This window comes from Falsiroseomonas selenitidurans (assembly GCF_012103215.1).
In the GTDB taxonomy this organism is placed as follows: Bacteria; Pseudomonadota; Alphaproteobacteria; order Acetobacterales; family Acetobacteraceae; genus Falsiroseomonas; species Falsiroseomonas selenitidurans.
This window is the reverse complement of sequence record NZ_JAAVNE010000023.1, coordinates 18,701-36,141: the sequence shown is the minus strand read 5'-3', so window position 1 is coordinate 36,141 and position 17,441 is coordinate 18,701. Positions and strand designations below refer to the sequence as shown.

Here is a 17,441-nt window from a genome sequence, read left to right as displayed (position 1 = left end):
CCGGTCTCGGCAGGGCGACAAGGGGGGACGGCCATGGCGAAAGCAGCGACCGGGATCAGCGGACTGGACGAGATCACCCGTGGCGGCCTTCCCACCGGGCGGATCACGCTGCTGGATGGTGGCCCGGGCGCGGGCAAGACGCTGCTTGCCCTGCAGGTGCTGGCGCATGGCGCCATCCACGCTGCCGAGCGGGCGATCTTCGTTGCCTTCGAGGAAGCGCCCGACCGCATCCGCGAGAATTGCGCCGGCTTCGCCTGGGCCGGCCCCGCCTGGCACGACGCCACCTTCTTCCTGGACGCGCAGCCGGACCCGGACCTGGTGCAGGCGGGCAGCTTCGACCTCGGCGGGCTGCTCGCCGCGATCGGGGCCATGGCGGAGGAGACCGGCGCGCGACGCGTGGTGTTCGACGCGCTCGACGTGATGCTGGCGCTGCTGCCGGACGCGACGGCGCGGCGCCGGGAACTGCACCGCTTGAACCACTGGCTGCGCGCCCGCGGCATGACCGCCATCGTCACCGCCAAATCCGCCGCGGCGCCGGACATGGCCGCGGACCCGGACGGGCTGGGCTTCCTGCAGTTCATGGCGGATTGCGCCATCAGCCTGCGGCACGAGCTGATCGGCGGCGTCTCCCAGCGCAGCCTGCGCGTGCTGAAGTACCGGGGCTCCGGCTTCGCCGAGAACCAGGCGCCGCTGCTGATCGGCGCGGCAGGAATCGAGGTGGCCTTCGCCGGCGGCGAACGCGACGCCGGCGGGCCGGCGCCGCAGGAACGTGTCGGCAGCGGCGTGCAGCGCCTCGATGCCATGCTGGAAGGCGGCTACCACCGCGGCGCCAGCATCCTGATCAGCGGCGCCCCCGGCACGGCGAAGACGACGCTGAGCGGCGCCTTCGCCGAAGCCGCCTGCCAGCGCGGGGAGCCGACGCTGTTCGTCAGCTTTGATTCGCGGGCCGAGGAGGTGGAGCGCAACCTCGCTTCGGTGGCGATCGACCTGGCGACGCACCAGCGCAGCGGCATGCTGCGCATTCTCGCCGCGCGCTCGGTCCATGGCAGCGCGGAAGGCCACCTGCTGCGCATCCGCGCCGCGGCGCATGAACAGGGCGCGCGCTGCCTGGTGATCGACCCGCTCTCGGCGCTGGCGCAGGACGGCAACGCCGCCTATTCGCACAGCGTCGCCGAGCGCCTGATCGACTGGGCGAAGGCGGCGGGCATCACCCTGCTCTGCACAAGCCTGATGGCGCATCTGCATCCGGAGCAGGAGGGCACGCCGCTGCAGGTCTCCACCATCGCCGATACCTGGATCCACCTGAGCTACCTGGCGCGCGGCGGCGAACGGAACCGCGCCCTGACCATCATCAAGTCGCGCGGCACCGGCCATTCGAACCAGGTCCGCGAATTGCTGCTGTCGGGCAACGGTGTCACCCTGGACGAGGTCTACCTCGCGGATGGGGAAGTCATGATGGGCACGCTGCGCTGGGAGCAGGAGAATGCGGCGCGGAACCGTGCCAGCGCCGCCGCCGCCGAAGCGGAATTGCAGCGCCTGCGGCTGGAGGCGGAGAGGGCGGAGATCGAGGGCAGGCTGTCGCTGCTGCACCGCCAGCTGGAACTGAAGCAGGCGGAGTGGAACGCGATCCGCGAGGCCGGTCGCGCCAGCCTGGCGCAGGCGGCGCGTGGCCGGTCCGAACTGCATCTGCGTCGCATGGGCGACGCACAGGACCCGCCGGATGCCTGACACCATGCTGCGGCTGCGCCTCTACGTCGCCGGCGCCAGCCCCAATTCGCGCCGCGCCCGCGCCAACCTCGCCCATATCCGCGCCGCACATGGCCGGGATTGGGAGGTCGAGACGGTGGACGTCTTCGCGCAGCCGGCGCGGGCGCTTGCCGACGGAATCCTGCTGACGCCGCAACTCCTCATCCTGGATGCCGAGGGGCCGCGCGCCGTGGTGGGGGACCTCGGCGACCATGCGGCCCTGCTGGCGACGCTGGGTGTCGTCCCGCCGTGACGAGAGGACCCATCACGCCGTGACGCAGACCCGCCGCCCCGCCAGTTCCGGCACCGCCGGTCGCGCCCCTGCTGCGGGCCGCAGCCGGCCATGAAGCCGGGCCTGCACGCCGCCGAGCCCGAGCGCGCCGAACTTCTCGACCTGCTGCGCACGCTGCACGTCACCCAGGCGCGGCTGCAGGACCTGGCGGGCGGCCAGGTGGATGCGCTGATCGATCCCTTCGGCCGCCGTCACCTGATGCCCGGCGCACAGGAGCACGTGCTGCGCGCCGCGGCCACCTTCCAGGGCATCTTCCACAATGCCGCCGTCGGCATCGTCAGCACCGGGCCGTCGAACCAGGTGCGCGAGGCCAACCCCGCCTTCTGCGCCATGCTGGGCTACACGCCGGAAACCCTGCCGCGGGACGATTTCCTGGCCCTGTCGGAACCGCGCGACGTGCCGGCCTGCCGGGCGCTGGCCAGCGCCGTGGCGCGGGGTGAGCGCAGCGGCTTCGTCATCGAGAAGCGCTTCATCCGGCGCGACGGCCGCCGGCTGTGGACGCGTGTCAGCGTCTCCGCCCTGCGCGACGGCACTGGCGCGCTGGAAGGGCTGATCGCGATCGTTGAGGACATCTCCGAGCGGCTGGCGGCGGAGGAATCGAATCGCCGCCTGGCCGCACGGCTGGCCGCCACCGTCGCCTCGATCTCCGACGCCTTCTTCACCCTGGACCAGCACGGCCGCTTCAGCCACGTGAACCATCCGGCGGCGCGGCTGCTGGGCCAGGATGCGCGGGCGCTGCTGGGCCAGCCCGCCGCGGCGCAGCCCGGCTTCGGGCCGGGCGAGCCCTTCGGCGGCTGGCTCGCCGACGCCGCCACCGGCCGCGCCATGGCCGGTGGCGAGGCGGAGCTGCGCGGCACCGGGCAATGGCTGGAGATGCGCGCCTATCCCGCCGCCGAGGGCGTGACGGTGGTGCTGCACGACATCACCGAGCGGCGCCGGCGCGCCGCCTGGCAGCAGCTGCTCGAAGCCTGCATCGCGCAGCTCAACCACATCGTGCTGGTGACCGATGCCGACCTGCTGGACGAGCCGGGGCCGCGCATCGTCTTCGTCAACGAGGCCTTCACCCGCCGCACCGGCTACAGCGCGGCCGAGGTGCTGGGCCGCAGCCCGCGCCTGCTGCAGGGCCCGAAGACCCAGCGGGCGGAACTGGACCGCGTCCGCCGGGCGCTGCAGGCCGGCCAGCCGGTGCATGCCGAGCTGCTGAACTACACCCGCACCGGCGAGGCGTTCTGGATCGAGATGGACATGGTCCCGGTGCAGGAGGCCCGCGGCCGGATCACCCACTGGGTCGCGGTGGAGCGCGAGATCACCGATCGTCGCCGGCACCAGGCGCAGCTGGAACAGCAGGCGGCGCTGCTGGACCTGGTGCAGGACGCGATCCTGGTGATCGGCACGGACCGCACCACGCTCTACTGGAACCGCAGCGCGGAACGGCTGTACGGCTGGACCGCGGCCGAGATGCTGGGCCAGCCGGCCTGCGAGCGCATCGACGACATGCCGGAGAACGGGCCGGCGGCCATGCAGGCCGTGCTGAGCGAGGGCCATTGGCGCGGCCAGCTGCGCCACCGGCGCAAGGACGGCACGCGCCTGGTGGTGGAGGCCAACTGGACCATGATGGGCCATGGCGACGGGCCGCGCGCCATCCTGGCCGTCCACACCGACATCACCCAGCGGCTGGAGCTGGAACAGAAGCTGCGCCAGGCGCAGCGGCTGGAAGCCATCGGCCAGCTCACCGGCGGCGTCGCGCACGACTTCAACAACCTGCTCACCGTCATCCTCGGCAATGCGGAGATGCTGGTGCAGGGGCTGGAGCCGGACAGCGAGCTGCGCCAGATGGCGGAGATGAACATGGCCGCCGCCGACCGCGCCGCGGCGCTGACCAGCCGGCTGCTCGCCTTCTCCCGCCGCCAGGCGCTGGACCCGAAGCCGGTCGATGTGAATGCGCTGCTCGGCGGGCTGGCGCAGATGCTGCGGCGGACGCTGGGCGAGCAGGTCGACTTCACGCTGCGCGCGGAGCCCGGCCTGGCGCCGGCCCTGATCGACGCGCCGCAGCTGGAGACCGCGGTGCTGAACCTCTGCATCAATGCGCGCGACGCGATGCCGGAGGGCGGCCAGCTGCGCATCGAGACCGCCACCGTGGCGCTGGACGCGGCGGCGGCGGAGGAGGATGTGGCGCCCGGCCGCTATGTGCTGATCCGCGTCACCGATACCGGGCACGGCATGCCGCCGGAGGTTGCGGCGCGGGCCTTCGAGCCCTTCTTCACGACGAAGGAGGTCGGCCAGGGCAGCGGGCTCGGCCTTTCCATGGTCTATGGCTTCATCAAGCAGTCCGGCGGGCAGGTCACCATTCGCTCCGCCCCCGGGGCGGGCACGGCGGTGTCCATCTACCTGCCCATCGCGCTGCACGGCGTGCCGGCGCCGCCGCCCGCGCCGACGGAGGCGCCGCGCGGCGGCACCGAACGACTGCTGGTGGTGGAGGACGACCTGCCGGTGCGCGACCATGTCGCCACCCTGCTGCGCGACCTGGGCTACCGCGTGACGGAAGCCGGCACGGCACAGGAAGCGCTGCGGCTGCTGCGCCAGGATGGCGAATACGACCTGCTGTTCACCGACATCGTGATGCCGGACGGCATGAATGGCGCGCAGCTGGCGGTGCTGGCGCGGACGCTGCGGCCGACGCTGCGGGTGCTGCTGACCAGCGGCTACAGCCAGCCGGAGATCCCCGGCCGCGGCCCGGCCCTGCCCATCCTGCCCAAGCCCTATCGCCGCAACCAGCTGGCGACCAAGGTGCGGGAAGCGCTGGAGGCACCAGCGTGAAGCCGCCAGGCAGTGACCTTGGAAGGAGGGGTGACGGACCAGCGGTCCGGGCGGTGGTGCTGCTGAAGAGGATTGAACTCTTGACCTCTCCCTTACCAAGGGAGTGCTCTACCACTGAGCTACAGCAGCGCGCCGTCGTCGAAGCGTGCCGGTTCCTAGCGGTTCGCCGGGGGCGCCGCAACCCCCTGCATGCGGCGGCGGCAAGGGCCGGGCGGAGCCGCCCGGCCGCGCCGCTGGGCTTTCAGCCCGCGGCCTTCTGGCTGTCCGCCAGGCCCTTGCCCATCAGCAGGCCAAGTTCCCCGGGCCGGTCGCTGTAGTCGCGCATGGTGCGGTAGGGCACCGCGGTGATCTCGGTGATGACGTTCAGCTTGCCGGCGACGTCGAGGGCGCTGAATTTGCGCCGGCCCGGCCGCCGCTCATACAACGCGGCGACCGCCTGCAGCGTGCGCTGCGGCACCAGGCCCAGCACCCGGACATGCTCCGGCGTGATGTCGGCGGTGATCAGGATGTGCTCCGGCATGACATAGGCAGCGGCGCCGCCGCCGCGTCCGGCCGACGCCGCCGGAGTGCCGGCGGGCCTGGCGGAGGCCGGCGGCGAGGCCGTCAGGTCGCGCTCGGGGAAGTCGAGTTCGGCGCCGTTCTCCTGCTCGATGAAGACGCGCCCGCCCTCGCATTCCAGCACCTTGCCGCTGCGCTGGCCGTCGCGATGCCATACCATCTGTCCAGGCAAGAACATGCTCTCGTCCTCCTCGGAGGCTCAAGGGAAGCCGCGTCGGGCGCTGTATGGCATGTCCCGCCGGCCGAGGCGAAGCGCCCGTCACGACGCCGGCGCAAACGCCATCGCATGGTAACGCGGCCACCGGGCGCCCGGGTGCGGGGCGAACGCCGCCCTGGAGCCGCCTCACCGCAAGCGAAGACGGTGAAACGGCTCCAGCTTTTTGTTTCGACGCATTTTCCGAGTCGCCTTGCGAAGCCGCAAGGCTTGAAAATGCCCTAGGCGAACAGCGCCACGGCGCGGATCGGGCTCGCGGTGCCACCCCGGATCTTCAGCGGGAAGCCGATGAAGCGGAAGCGGCCGCGACCCACCAGGGCCTCCAGATTCGCCAGGCATTCGATGTGGGTGATGCCGCGTTCGGCGCAGGCCATGTGCGCCTGGAAGTTCAGCTCCCCCTCCGGGGCCGGGCTGATAGCCTCCACCCCGAACATGCCGATGCCCTGGTCCGCCAGCCAGTGCACGCTGGGGATGGCGAGGCCGGGGAAGTCGTGCAGGTAGCCGGGCTTGCCCAGCAGCCGGGCGTTCACCCCCATATGGATCAGCACCGTGTCGCCCGGCCGGATCGCCTGCCCCGAGGCCGCCAGCGCCGCCTCCATCTCCGGCACCGTGATGGCGTGCTTCAGCGGCACATGCGACAGGTCGAGGCAGATCGCCTCGGTGTAGAATTTCTCCAGCGGCACCTGGTCGATGGAGGCCGCGCCGGGGCGCGGGTCGAAATGCACCGGCGCGTCCACATGCGTGCCGGCATGGTCGCTCATCGCCAGCGACAGCGCCTTGCTGCTGAAGGTGGTGGCGCCGGCAACCTTCTTCTCCGCATGGTCGTTCCACACCGTCATCACCACCGGCGGGTGGCTGGGGTGGGTCTGGGTGCGGTGGAAGATCTCGCGCGAGAGGTCGATGAGTTCCATGGCTTCCTATTCCTTCGGGGTCTGGCGGCGGGCCTCGGCCTGCAGCAGGCGGATGGCATCTTCCAGCACCGCCAGGGTTTCCGCCGGCAGGGCGGCGCGGAAGGCGGCATCGCGGGCGCGGGCGGCCCGCATCAGCCCGGCCTGCACCCGCGCGCCTTCCGGCGACAGGCGCAGCGCCACCGCCCGTGCATCCGCGGCGCCGGCGGCGCGCTCCACCAGCCCGCGCGCCACCAGCGCCTTCACCGCCCGGCTGGCCTGCGCCTTGTCCAGGCCGGATTCGCGCGCCAGGTCGCCCAGCGTGAGCGGCGCGAAGCCGCCCAGCAGCGCCAGGATGCGCCATTCCATCAGGCTGACGTCGAATTCGGCGCGGTAGCGCCGCGCCGCGCCCCGGCTCAGCGCATTGGCCAGGCGGTGGATGCGGTAGGACAGCAGGTCGCGGATGGTCGCCGGCTCGGACATCGTGGCCAGGATCGCAGGATGCATCGGCCGGTCAACCGCGGCACTTCAACCGCGGCACTTCAACCGCGGCCCTTCGACCGCCCCCGAATTGCCGCAAGCGGGTGGCAGGCTGCGCGCCATGTCCACCCAGCTCGCCGCCCGCCCTGCCCTGCCGGTCCACGCCGCCCGCCCGGCGCTGTCCGTCGTCGTTCCCGCCTTCGACGAGGAAGCGGTGCTGCCCGCCTTCCACGCCCGGCTGGTGCCGGTGATGGAAGCGATCGGCCTGCCCTTCGAGGTGGTCTATGTGAATGATGGCTCCCGCGACGGCACGCTGGGCGTGATGCTGGCGCTGCGGGCGCAGGACCCGCGCGTGTCGCTGGTCAATCTCAGCCGCAATTTCGGCAAGGAGATCGCGCTGACCGCGGGGCTGGACCATGCGGCGGCGGACCAGGCGGTGGTGGTGATCGACGCCGACCTGCAGGACCCGCCGGAGGTGATCCCGGACCTCGTCGCGGCCTGGCGCCAGGGCTACGACGTCGCCTATGCCCGCCGCCGGGCGCGGGAAGGCGAGACCTGGCTGAAGAAGGCCACCGCCGCCGGCTTCTACCGGGTGATGCAGCGCATCGGCGGCAAGGTGGACCTGCCGGCCGATACCGGGGACTTCCGGCTGATGAGCCGGCGCGCCCTGGATGCGCTGCTGGCGCTGCGCGAACAGCACCGCTTCATGAAGGGGCTGTTCGCCTGGGTGGGCTTCCCCAGCATCCCCGTGCCCTATGACCGCGCGCCGCGCGCGGCCGGGGAGACCAAGTGGAACTACTGGCGGCTGTGGAACCTCTCGCTGGAGGGCATCACCGCCTTCACCGTCGGGCCCCTGAAGGTTGCCACCTATCTCGGCCTGGCCACCGCCTTCGGCGCGGCGATCTACGGCATCCAGCTCATCATCCGCACCATCCTGTGGGGCAACCCGGTGGCAGGCTACCCCAGCCTGATGGCGGTGGTGCTGTTCCTCGGCGGGGTGCAGCTGATGACGCTGGGCATCATCGGCGAGTATCTCGGGCGGGTGTTCAACGAGACCAAGCGCCGGCCGCTGTACATCGTGGAGCGCCACCTGCCGAGCGAGGCCACGGATCAGCGGCAGGCGAGGAGCTGACCGATCGCCCGGCAACGGGTGGCCGAATCAGGCATCAGCGGCGCCAGGGCGGGCTGCGCGGCCGGCAGCACCAGGCGGAGTTCGCCGGGCTCCAGCGGCGCCGAGGCCAGGTCGGCGTCGCGGCAGCGGGGCGGGGTGCGCCAGCGCGCCACATACATGGTGCTGGCCGGCACGGCGCGTTCCGACGCCAGGGCGAGGACCTCCAGCAGCAGGGCGTAGGTCTCGTTGCCGGTCGGCTTGTCGACGCAGGGCCAGCTCGGCAGCAGGGTCAGGCGCTCCGCCGTGGCCAGTTCGGCGCGCAGCGCCGCCGCCTCCACCGTCCAGGCCGGGCGGGCCCCGGCCCACTCGGCCAGCGCCGCGCGCAGCGGCTGCGCATCGACGAACTGCACCAGCCCCGCCAGCAGGCACAGCAGCGGGGCGACGCGCGCCAGCAGCACCATCGCCGCCAGCAGCAGCGCATAGCCCACCGGCCAGAAGAAGCGGCCGGAGGCGCGGAACTGTTCCAGCACCGCTGGCGGCGGCCCCAGGTCGAGCACGATGCGCGACCCGAAGCCCACCTGGAAGGACACTGCCAGCGCCACCAGCGCCAGCAGCACCAGCACCAGCCCGGCATGGCGGGAGAGCCGCCGCAGGGCGAATCGTGGCCGCAGCAGCAGCCCGGCCAGCAGCGCCCCCAGCAGCCCGGTGCCGAGCCAGTTGTAGCCCTCCCACCCGCCATGGCCGGTGGCATCCACCTGCGGCGACCAGGGCAGGCCCCAGATCAGCGACCCGGCGGGATAAAGCGGGGAGAGCAGGTTCATGGCGAACTGCCCGTAGCCGCCATCGCCGGCGGCGCCCAGATAGCCGAAGCCCGCCATCACGCCCACCACCGCCGCGAAGGCCGCCGCCACCGCCAGGGCCGGGCCGATGAAGGCCTCCCCGCGCAGCAGCCGCGTCGCCGGCACCGCGCCCAGCAGCGCCAGCGTCATCGCCGCCAGGTAGGGGTGGATCAGCAGCGCCGCCGGTTGCAGCAGCGCCGCGCCCAGCCACAGCCACGGCCTCGGCCTGGCCACCAGCCGCAGGTAGAAGCCGAGGCCGAGCAGCAGCAGGAAATGGCCATCCAGCGCCGCATGGCCGAAGCGGCCGATGAAGGCCGGCATGGCGGCGGCCGCGAGCGCGATGCCGATGGCCGGCGCCAGCCGCGTCTCCCCCGCCCCGCGCAGCGCCCAGACCGCGGCCAGCGGCTGCGCCACCCAGGCCAGGCCGTAGAACAGGCCGATGCCGTGAAACCCCTGGGGGAAGCCTTCCGGCAGCAGCCCGCGCAGCGCCTTCAGCGCCAGGACGAGCAGCGGGATGGAATCGGCGAAGACGGTGTTGAGGCCGCCCTGCTGGGTATCGAGGTTCAGCGCCAGGGTGGGCGGCCAGCGCCAGGCATCGGCGATCAGGTAGCGCTGCGCCACCAGATGCTGGGCGGCATCCCCGGCCGGGCGCCAGGGCTGGCCCGCCTGCGGCCACAGGAAATCCAGGGGAAACAGCCACAGCGCCAGGCCAAGGCCCAGGGTCAGCGCCGCCAGCCAGGCGAGGCGCGCTTCAAGGCGTGCGGTCAGGATGGCGGCGTCCTTGGGCAGGGGGGGGAAGGCGGGGCGGGGTGCGGCTGCAGACTTAGGTCCGCCGCGGCCCCGGCCGCAAGCCTAGAGAATCTGCGTTCAGACCGAATCATCTGAACGCATTGTTTTCTCTAGAATCAAAGGCTTCTAGAGAACCGCCCACCCCAGCACCGCCCAGAACACCGAGGACAGCGCCGCCGCCAGCAGGATACCGCGCCCGCCGCGGGGCGCGGCCTCCGGCACGGCGAACCAGGCCCGGCGCCGAGGCGGCTCCGGGCGCTCCGTGCCACAGGTCGCGCCGCGGCGGGCCTCCGCCTGGCCAGCCGCGCCGTGGCGGCGATTCGCGAAATCACGCATGAGGCATCATGCCATCATCAGGCTGCGGAACTGTGTCGAACTGCTTCACTGCGGTTAATTTGCATCGCAGCAACGACAGCCGGCCGATGCGCCCTATTTCCGCCGCAAGCACGTCGCAAACCCGCCAGTGACCAAGCGTATCCATCCTGACAAGGGAAAGAACCCCGACCCGACGCGGCCCCTGCGGCCGCTTCGGTCGGGCCACTGCCCGCCACACCCCATCGCGGCCCCCCGACCGCACCACGAGGACCCTCCATGCCTGGCCTGGAAGTCGTCCAGACACTTCTGCGAGAGCCGGAAACCCGGCAATCCCTGTTCGAATTCGCCCCCCCGGGCGCGGCGCCGCACGGCCCTGCCGTGGCCGCGGCGCATCCGGCGCAGGCCGCCGCCAAGCGTGCGCTGGACTTGCTGGGCGCCGGGGTCCTGCTGCTGGTCTGCCTGCCGGCCTTCCTGGTCATCGCCGCCCTGGTCCGGCTCGATGGCGGGCCGGCCTTCTATGCGCATGAACGGGTGGGCCGCGGCGGCCGGCTGTTCGGCTGCCTGAAGTTCCGCTCCATGGTGACGGACGCCGACCGGCGCCTCGCCGCCCTGCTGGACCGCGACCCGCAGGCCCGCGCGGAGTGGGAGGCGACCCGCAAGCTGAAGGCCGACCCGCGCGTCACCGCCATCGGCCGCTTCCTGCGCGCCTCCTCGCTGGACGAGCTGCCGCAGCTGCTGAACGTGCTGCGTGGCGAGATGAGCCTGGTCGGCCCCCGCCCGGTGCAGTCCGGCGAGCTTGCGGTCTATTACGGCCCGGCGGCGCAGCACTACATCGCCGTGCGCCCGGGCATCACCGGCCCCTGGCAGGTCTCCGGGCGCAACGACACCTCCTACGCCCAGCGCGTGGCGCTGGACGTGGCCTATGCGAAGCACCCCTCCCTGATCGGCGACATCCGCATCCTCCTGCGCACCCCGATGGCGGTGCTGGCCCGGCGCGGCGCCTATTGAGGGCGCTGGAAGGCCCCGCACCGGCGGGCCTTCCCGTGCGGCGGCGCCCGTCGTAGACCGCCCCGAACTTCGTCAGCACCGGCGGCCACCGCCGCCGGAACAATGTCAGCGCCGGCGGCCACCGCCGCCGGACGATCAGGAACGGCGCAGGTCATGGCCCATTCGGCCGAACAACGCGCCTCCGGCGGGCGGCTCCTCTCCGGCACGCTGTGGAACGCCGCCGGGCGGGGGCTGCCGCTGCTGCTGGCCCTGGCGCTCACCCCGCTTCTCGTGCAGCAGATGGGCATCGACCGCTGGGGGCTTTTCACCCTCGCCCTCGCCCTGGTCGGCGTCTTCGGCGTGTTCGACCTCGGCGTCGGCGCCGCCCTGACCCGGGCGCTGGCGGCGCGGATCGGCGCCGGAGAAGTGGCGGGCGCGGCGGAGCTTGCCGGCAGCGCCATCAGCGCGCTGGCCCTGCTGAGTGCCGGCATCGCCGCCCTCGCCTACCTGTTCGTGCCGGCCCTGGTCACCGGGCTGCTGAACACGCCGCCCGCCTTGCAGGCGGAAGCCATCGCCGCCTTCCGCTGGCTGTGCGCCGCGGCGCCGCTGGTGGTGGTGAATGCGGCGCTCTGGGGCACGCTGGCGGCCCACCAGCGGTTCCGGGAGGCGAACCTGGCCGCCATCCCCATCGCCATCTTCTACTACCTGGGTCCGGTGCTGGTGCTGCTGGTCTGGCAGAGCCTGGTCGGCGTGATCCTGGCGCTGCTGGCCTGCCGGCTGGCCAATTCCCTGGCCTATTTCTGGCTGGCGCGGCGCGACCTGCCGGGGCTCGGCCCGGCCTGGCCAAGCTGGGCGCTGCTGGCGCCGCTGCTGCGCATGGGCGGATGGATGAGCGCTTCCGGCGTGCTGACCCAGGCGCTGCTCTATGCCGACCGCTTCCTGGTTGGCGCAGTGCTGACTCTGGCCGCCGTCGCCTACTACGCCACGCCGCTCGACCTGGTCATGCGGATGTGGATCCTGCCGGTGGCGGTCGCGCAGGCGCTGCTGCCGGCCATGGCCGGCGCCTATCTGACGCACCAGGCCGCCACCGCCGGGCTGCTGCGGCGCGGCGCGCTGCTGGTGATGGCCGCGGTGCTGCCGGCCTGCCTGGTGCTGGTGGCCTGGGGGCCTGCGATCCTCGGCCTCTGGCTCGGCGCGGACTTCGCCGCCGGCGGCGGCCGGGTGCTGCAGATCCTGGCCGTCGGCATCTTCTTCTCCTGCGCCGCCTTCGCCCCCGGCGCGCTGCTGGACGCGATCGGCCGGCCGGATGCCAATGCGAAGTGGCAGGTGGCGCAGGCGGCGCTGTTCCTGCCGCTGTCCGCGCTGCTGCTGGTCTGGCTGGGGATCGAGGGCGCGGCCGCGGCCTGGGCGCTGCGCTGCGCGGCGGATGTCGCCGGCCGGCTGTGGCTTGTGGCCCGGCTTTACCCGGCCGCCGCCGCGGCCACGCACCGCCTGGTGCCGCCGCTGCTGGCCGGCGGGCTGGGCCTGGCGCTGCTGCTGCCGGGCCTGATGCCCCTCCCGCTGGGTCTTGCCGTGCTGCTGGCCTTCGCGCTGGCCGGCTTCGCCGCGCTGACGGCGGCGGAGCGTCAGGATCTGCGCATCCTGGCCCGCCGGCCCTGGCGGATTCGCGCCGTGCTGAAGGGCGAGCCGGCATGAGCCTCGCCATCAACGCCCGCTTCCTGACCCAGAAGATGAGCGGCGTGCAGCGCTTCGCGCGGGAGATCACGCAGGCGCTGCTCGCCACCGGCCGGCCGATCCGCCTGCTGGCCCCGCCCGACGCGCCGGAGACCTTCGCCGGCCATCCGGTGACCCGCCTCGGCCGTCGTGGCGGCCAGGCCTGGGAACAATTCGACCTGCCCGGCGCGGTGGGCGCCGACCACCTGCTGAACCTGGGCAACACAGCGCCGCTGCGCCTGGGCCGCCGGCAGACCGTGGTGATCCACGATGCCGGCGTCTTCGACACGCCGGAAAGCTATTCCCTGCCCTTCCGCGCCTGGTACCGCGCCCTGCACTGGGCGCTGCCGCGGCGGGGGACGCGGATCGTCACCGTCTCGGAATTTTCGCGCGCCCGGCTTGCGCTGCATCTGAAGCTGCCTGCCGCGCGTATCGGTGTGGTGGCGGAAGGGGGCGAGCATGCGTTGCGGGATGCGGCGGAGACCGGGGTGCTGGCGCGGACCGGCCTGCAGCCCGGGCGGTTCGTGCTGGCGGTCGGCACCCGCGCCGCGCACAAGAACCTGGATGCGCTGCGCGATGGCGTGGCGCTGCTGGCTTCCCGCGGCATGAAGCTGGCGGTGGCCGGCGCGGCGGATGCCGGCGTGTTCCGCAATGCCGGCGATGTCGACGCCGCGCTGGCGCTCGGCCGGGTCAGCGATGCGGAACTGCGCGCCCTGTATGAGAATGCGCTCGGCCTCATCTTCCCCTCCCGCTATGAGGGCTTCGGCCTGCCGCCGCTGGAGGCGATGTGGTGCGGCTGCCCGGTGCTGGCCGCCGCCGCCGGCGCGGTGCCGGAAGTGTGTGGCGAGGCCGCGCTGTGGTTCGACGCGGAAGGCCCGCGCACCCCGGCCGCGGCGCTGACCCGGCTGCTGGACGAGCCGCTGCTGGCCGGGCAGCTGCGCCAGGCCGGCCGGGCGCGTGCCGCGCAATTCTCCTGGCCCGCCGCCGCCGAGCGGCTGCTGGCCCTGCTGGAGCACCGATGAAGGTCGCGATCATCCATGAATGGCTGGACGGCTATGCCGGTTCGGAACGCGTGCTGGAGCAGCTTCTGCTGCTGTACCCCCAGGCCGAGCTGTTCGCGGTCTGCGACTTCCTGCCGGCGGCGGAGCGCGGATTCCTCGGCGGCCGGGTGCCCACCACCTCCTTCATCCAGCGCCTGCCAAGGGCGCGGCAATGGTTCCGCTATTATCTCGGGCTGATGCCGATCGCGGTGGAGCAGTTCGACCTCTCGGCCTACGACTTGGTGATCTCCTCCTCCCACGCCGTGGCGAAGGGGGTGCTGACCGGGCCGGGGACGCTGCATGTCGCCTATGTGCACAGCCCGATGCGCTATGCCTGGGACCTGCAGCACCAGTATCTGCGGCAGTCCCGCCTGGATCGCGGGGTGAAGGGGCTGCTGACGCGCTGGCTGCTGGCCCGGCTGCGCGCCTGGGACCATGCCTCCGGCGCGCGGCCGGATGTCATCGCCGCCAACAGCGCCTGGATCGCCGGGCGCATCCGCAAGGCCTGGCGGCGCGACAGCGTGGTGGTGCACCCGCCGGTGGACCTCGATGGCTTTCCCTTCCAGCCGGACAAGCAGGACCACTATGTCGTCGCCTCCCGCCTCGTGCCCTACAAGCGCATCGACCTGATCGCCGCGGCCTTCGCCCGGATGCCGGACCGGCGACTGGTGATCGCCGGCGACGGGCCGGAGATGGCCCGCGTGCGGGAAGCCGCCGCCGGGGCGCCGAACATCGCAATCCGCGGCCGCGTCCCGCAGGCGGAACTGGTGGCGCTGCTGCAATCGGCCCGCGCCTTCGTCTTCGCGGCGGAGGAGGATTTCGGCATCGCGCTGGTGGAAGCCCAGGCCTGCGGCACGCCCCTGGTCGCCTTTGCCCGGGGCGGGGCTTCTGATATTGTTCAACCTGATGAGACGGGCCTGTTGTTTCCCGACCAGACCGCGGAGAGCATCATGGCAGCCGTCGCTCGTTTCGAGAGCCTCTCCATCGCGCCCGCCGCCTGCCGTGCCAATGCCGAGCGATTCTCCCGCGCCGCCTTCCGCGCCCGGATGCAGGCGCTGGTGGAGGAGGCGCTGGCGGCCCGCGGGGGGGCCGCATGATGCGCTTCAGCCTGGTGGTCGCGACCCGCGGCCGGACGGAGGAGCTGGTCGCCTTCCTCGACAGCGTGCTGGCGCAGGGCCGCACGGATGCCGAGGTCATCATCGTCGACCAGAACGAGGATGGCCGGCTGGTGCCGCTGCTGGCGCCCTACCAGGCGCCGCTGCAACTGACGCATCTGCGCTCCTCCATCGCGCGGGCCAACCATGCCCGCAACCTCGGCCTGCGCCAGGCACGCGGCGCGCTGGTCAGCTTTCCGGACGATGACTGCCTCTACCCGCCCGGCCTGCTGGACCAGGTGGAGGCCGCCTTCGCCGCCGACCCGGCGCTGATGATCCTGACCGGCCCAGCCGCCAACCCGGAAGGCGGCCTCGGATCCGGCCGCTGGCGCGAGGAAGGCGGGCCGATCACGCAGGAAAACGCCTGGACCAGCGTCATTGAGTTCAACCTGTGGCTGCGGCGGCCGCTGGCCCTGGCGCTGGGCGGCTATGACGAGGCGATGGGGCCGGGCACCTCGCTGGGCTCGGCGGAGGGGAACGACCTGGTGCTGCGCGCCGTCACCGTCGGCCACAAGGCGGTCTACGACCCGGCGCTGCGGGTGATCCACCCGGACAAGCGGCTTTCCGATGTCGCGGTGGCGCGGGCCTGGCTCTACGGCAAGGGGCTGGGCTTCGCGCTGCGCCGGCATGGCGTGCCGGCGCGCATCTGGATGACCTTTGCCATCCGCCCGCTCGGCGGCCTGGCGCTGAGCCTGGCCCGGCTGCGGCTGCGCCCGGCCGCCTATTACGGCATGACCTTCCTCGGCCGGGCACGCGGCTTCCTCCGCGGTGACGCGACCGCCGGGCGCATCCGCCCCGCCATCCAGGGCCGCAGGGAGGAAGGCTGATGCGGCTGGCGATCGGCATCGCCACCCGCGGCCGTGCCGCGATCCTGGGCGAGGTGCTGGCCGAACTGTCCCGCCAGGCCCGTGCGCCGGACCGCGTGCTGGTCTGCCACGTCACGGCCGAGGACGTGGCGGGGCTGCCGGCGCGCTTCCCCGCCGTGACCTTCATGGCCAGCCCCGCCGGCCTGCCGCGCCAGCGCAACGCCATCCTGGACGCCTGCACCGATTGCGACGCGGTGCTGTTCCTGGACGATGATTTCCTCCCTGCGCCGGACTACCTGGCGGTGACGGAGGCGGTGCTGCGCGCGCATCCCGATTGCGTGGTGACCACCGGCACCGTGCTGGCCGATGGCGCCAAGGGGCCGGGGCTGACGGTGGCGGAAGGCCGCGCCGTGCTGGCCGCGGACGTGCCGCCCGCCGACCCGCTGGCCGTCACGCCGCATTTCAACGGCTATGGCTGCAACATGGCCTTCCGGCTGGCCCCCCTGCGCGCGCACGGCATCCGGGTGGACGAGGCGCTGCCGCTGTATGGCTGGTACGAGGATATCGACGTCACCCGCGCGCTCAGCCGGCACGGCTCCATCCTGCGGCTGGCCGGGGCGCGCGGCGTGCATCTCGGCGTGAAGGCCGGCCGCGTCTCCGGGCTCCGGCTCGGCTACAGCCAGGTGGCGAATCCGGTCTACCTCGCCCACAAGGGCACCTTCCCCTGGAGCCACGCGATCCCCTCCGCCGCGCGGCATCTGGCGATGAACGCCGCGCGGTCCCTGGCGCCGGAGCCGCATGTGGACCGCTTCGGCCGCCTGCGCGGCAACCTTCTGGCGCTGGCCGACCTGCTGCGCGGCCGGGCGCACCCCATGCGCATCCTGGACCTCAAGGGATGACGGACGCCTTCTTCCTGGTCTCCAAACTGGCCTGGGGGGTGCTGCGGCCGAACACGCTGGCGCTGCTGCTGGCGGTGGCCGGGCTGGTGCTGGTCTGGCGCGGGCGCCGCTTCGGCCGCTGGCCGCTGGCGCTCGGCCTCGGCTGGTATGGGGCCGTCTTCGCCCTGCCGGTCGCCGCCCTGCTGACCCTGCCGCTGGAAAACCGCTTCCCCCGCCCGACCCAGGCGCCGGCGCAGGTCACCGGCATCATCGTGCTCGGTGGCGCGGTGGAACAGCGCCTGACCGAGGCGCGCGGCATCCCCGCCCTGAACGGCGCGGCGGAGCGGATGACGGAAGGCGTGGCGCTGGCGCTGCGGCATCCGGAGGCGAAGCTGGTGTTCACCGGCGGCACCGCGGCCATCGACCAGTCCGGCCCGACGGAGGCGGCGACGGCGGCGATGCTGTTCGCCAGCCTCGGCCTGCCGGAAGGCCGCCTGGTGCTGGAGGATGCCAGCCGCAACACGCATGAGAATGCGGTCTTCACCCACCGCCTGCTGGCGCCGAAACCGGGCGAGACCTGGCTGCTGGTGACATCTGCCAGCCACATGCCGCGCAGCATGGGCGTGTTCCGCGCCGCCGGCTGGCGGATCACCGCCTGGCCGGTGAACTACACCACCGGCGCGGACCCCGCGCTGTGGTGGGACAACCCCTTCCCCAGCCGGCTGAACCAGGCGGAATGGGCGCTGCGCGAATGGGTGGGGCTGACGGTGTACTGGCTGACCGGGCGGACGGGGGCGTGGTTCCCGGCGCCGTGA

16 protein-coding genes and 1 tRNA gene are annotated in these 17,441 nt (G+C 72.7%); 11 read left to right on the top strand and 6 right to left on the bottom strand.

The window, feature by feature from the left end; all coding sequences use genetic code 11:
• The first annotated feature begins 33 nt into the window (after nucleotides 1–33).
• From kaiC to HEQ75_RS14940, 3 genes are all read left to right on the top strand, one after another.
• The gene (gene kaiC / locus HEQ75_RS14950; RefSeq protein ID WP_168031941.1) at nucleotides 34–1,728 is read left to right on the top strand and encodes a circadian clock protein KaiC; all 1,695 of its coding nucleotides are present in this window, start codon (nucleotides 34–36) and stop codon (nucleotides 1,726–1,728) included.
• On the top strand, nucleotides 1,721–1,999 hold the full coding sequence (locus HEQ75_RS14945) for a circadian clock KaiB family protein (RefSeq protein ID WP_168031939.1): 279 nt from the start codon (nucleotides 1,721–1,723) through the stop codon (nucleotides 1,997–1,999). Before kaiC ends, HEQ75_RS14945 begins: the two co-directional genes overlap by 8 nt.
• A gap of 90 nt (nucleotides 2,000–2,089) precedes the next feature.
• On the top strand, nucleotides 2,090–4,855 hold the full coding sequence (locus HEQ75_RS14940) for a PAS domain S-box protein (RefSeq protein ID WP_168031937.1): 2,766 nt from the start codon (nucleotides 2,090–2,092) through the stop codon (nucleotides 4,853–4,855).
• A gap of 54 nt (nucleotides 4,856–4,909) precedes the next feature.
• Here HEQ75_RS14940 and HEQ75_RS14935 read toward each other — a convergent pair.
• From HEQ75_RS14935 to HEQ75_RS14920, 4 genes are all read right to left on the bottom strand, one after another.
• Nucleotides 4,910–4,984, bottom strand: a tRNA-Thr gene (locus tag HEQ75_RS14935).
• 112 nt (nucleotides 4,985–5,096) lie between these two features.
• Entirely contained in the window at nucleotides 5,097–5,573 is a 477-nt protein-coding gene (locus tag HEQ75_RS14930) for a hypothetical protein (RefSeq protein ID WP_168031935.1), read from the bottom strand.
• Between the two features lie 275 nt (nucleotides 5,574–5,848).
• Nucleotides 5,849–6,538 (bottom strand): cyclase family protein, encoded by a 690-nt coding sequence (locus HEQ75_RS14925; RefSeq protein WP_168031933.1) that lies wholly within the window; start codon nucleotides 6,536–6,538, stop codon nucleotides 5,849–5,851.
• A 6-nt stretch (nucleotides 6,539–6,544) separates the two neighbouring features.
• Nucleotides 6,545–7,021 carry a MarR family winged helix-turn-helix transcriptional regulator gene (locus HEQ75_RS14920; protein ID WP_209318575.1) on the bottom strand — a complete coding sequence of 159 codons (477 nt, stop codon included), beginning with the start codon at nucleotides 7,019–7,021 and terminating at the stop codon, nucleotides 6,545–6,547.
• A gap of 94 nt (nucleotides 7,022–7,115) precedes the next feature.
• Here HEQ75_RS14920 and HEQ75_RS14915 point away from each other — a divergent pair, with 94 nt between their 5' ends.
• Entirely contained in the window at nucleotides 7,116–8,126 is a 1,011-nt protein-coding gene (locus HEQ75_RS14915) for a glycosyltransferase family 2 protein (RefSeq protein ID WP_168031931.1), read from the top strand.
• Here HEQ75_RS14915 and HEQ75_RS14910 read toward each other — a convergent pair.
• Together HEQ75_RS14910 and HEQ75_RS14905 are read right to left on the bottom strand one after the other, a co-directional pair.
• Nucleotides 8,105–9,565, bottom strand: a complete 1,461-nt coding sequence (locus HEQ75_RS14910; RefSeq protein ID WP_168031930.1) for a DUF6311 domain-containing protein — start codon at nucleotides 9,563–9,565, stop codon at nucleotides 8,105–8,107. The genes HEQ75_RS14915 and HEQ75_RS14910 overlap by 22 nt on opposite strands.
• 294 nt (nucleotides 9,566–9,859) lie before the next feature.
• On the bottom strand, nucleotides 9,860–10,069 hold the full coding sequence (locus HEQ75_RS14905) for a hypothetical protein (RefSeq protein WP_168031929.1): 210 nt from the start codon (nucleotides 10,067–10,069) through the stop codon (nucleotides 9,860–9,862).
• A 255-nt stretch (nucleotides 10,070–10,324) separates the two neighbouring features.
• Between HEQ75_RS14905 and HEQ75_RS14900 the strand changes: the two genes are divergently transcribed.
• The 7 genes from HEQ75_RS14900 to HEQ75_RS14870 all read left to right on the top strand — a co-directional run bounded on the left by HEQ75_RS14900 (nucleotide 10,325) and on the right by HEQ75_RS14870 (nucleotide 17,441).
• Nucleotides 10,325–11,056 carry a sugar transferase gene (locus HEQ75_RS14900; RefSeq protein WP_168031928.1) on the top strand — a complete coding sequence of 244 codons (732 nt, stop codon included), beginning with the start codon at nucleotides 10,325–10,327 and terminating at the stop codon, nucleotides 11,054–11,056.
• A 153-nt stretch (nucleotides 11,057–11,209) separates the two neighbouring features.
• Nucleotides 11,210–12,730: an oligosaccharide flippase family protein gene (locus HEQ75_RS14895; protein ID WP_168031927.1), complete on the top strand. Its 1,521-nt coding sequence runs from the start codon at nucleotides 11,210–11,212 to the stop codon at nucleotides 12,728–12,730.
• Nucleotides 12,727–13,770, top strand: coding sequence for a glycosyltransferase family 4 protein (locus tag HEQ75_RS14890; protein WP_168031926.1), 1,044 nt, complete (start codon nucleotides 12,727–12,729; stop codon nucleotides 13,768–13,770). Before HEQ75_RS14895 ends, HEQ75_RS14890 begins: the two co-directional genes overlap by 4 nt.
• Nucleotides 13,767–14,885, top strand: a complete 1,119-nt coding sequence (locus HEQ75_RS14885) for a glycosyltransferase (RefSeq protein ID WP_168031925.1) — start codon at nucleotides 13,767–13,769, stop codon at nucleotides 14,883–14,885. The genes HEQ75_RS14890 and HEQ75_RS14885 overlap by 4 nt, the downstream gene beginning before the upstream one ends.
• Complete coding sequence (locus tag HEQ75_RS14880; protein ID WP_168031924.1) at nucleotides 14,882–15,769, top strand: glycosyltransferase family 2 protein; 888 nt, start codon at nucleotides 14,882–14,884, stop codon at nucleotides 15,767–15,769. Before HEQ75_RS14885 ends, HEQ75_RS14880 begins: the two co-directional genes overlap by 4 nt.
• The gene (locus tag HEQ75_RS14875) at nucleotides 15,769–16,647 is read left to right on the top strand and encodes a glycosyltransferase family 2 protein (RefSeq protein WP_168031923.1); all 879 of its coding nucleotides are present in this window, start codon (nucleotides 15,769–15,771) and stop codon (nucleotides 16,645–16,647) included. The genes HEQ75_RS14880 and HEQ75_RS14875 overlap by 1 nt, the downstream gene beginning before the upstream one ends.
• A complete protein-coding gene (locus HEQ75_RS14870) occupies nucleotides 16,644–17,441 on the top strand; it encodes a YdcF family protein (RefSeq protein ID WP_168031922.1) in 798 nt (265 codons plus the stop codon). Before HEQ75_RS14875 ends, HEQ75_RS14870 begins: the two co-directional genes overlap by 4 nt.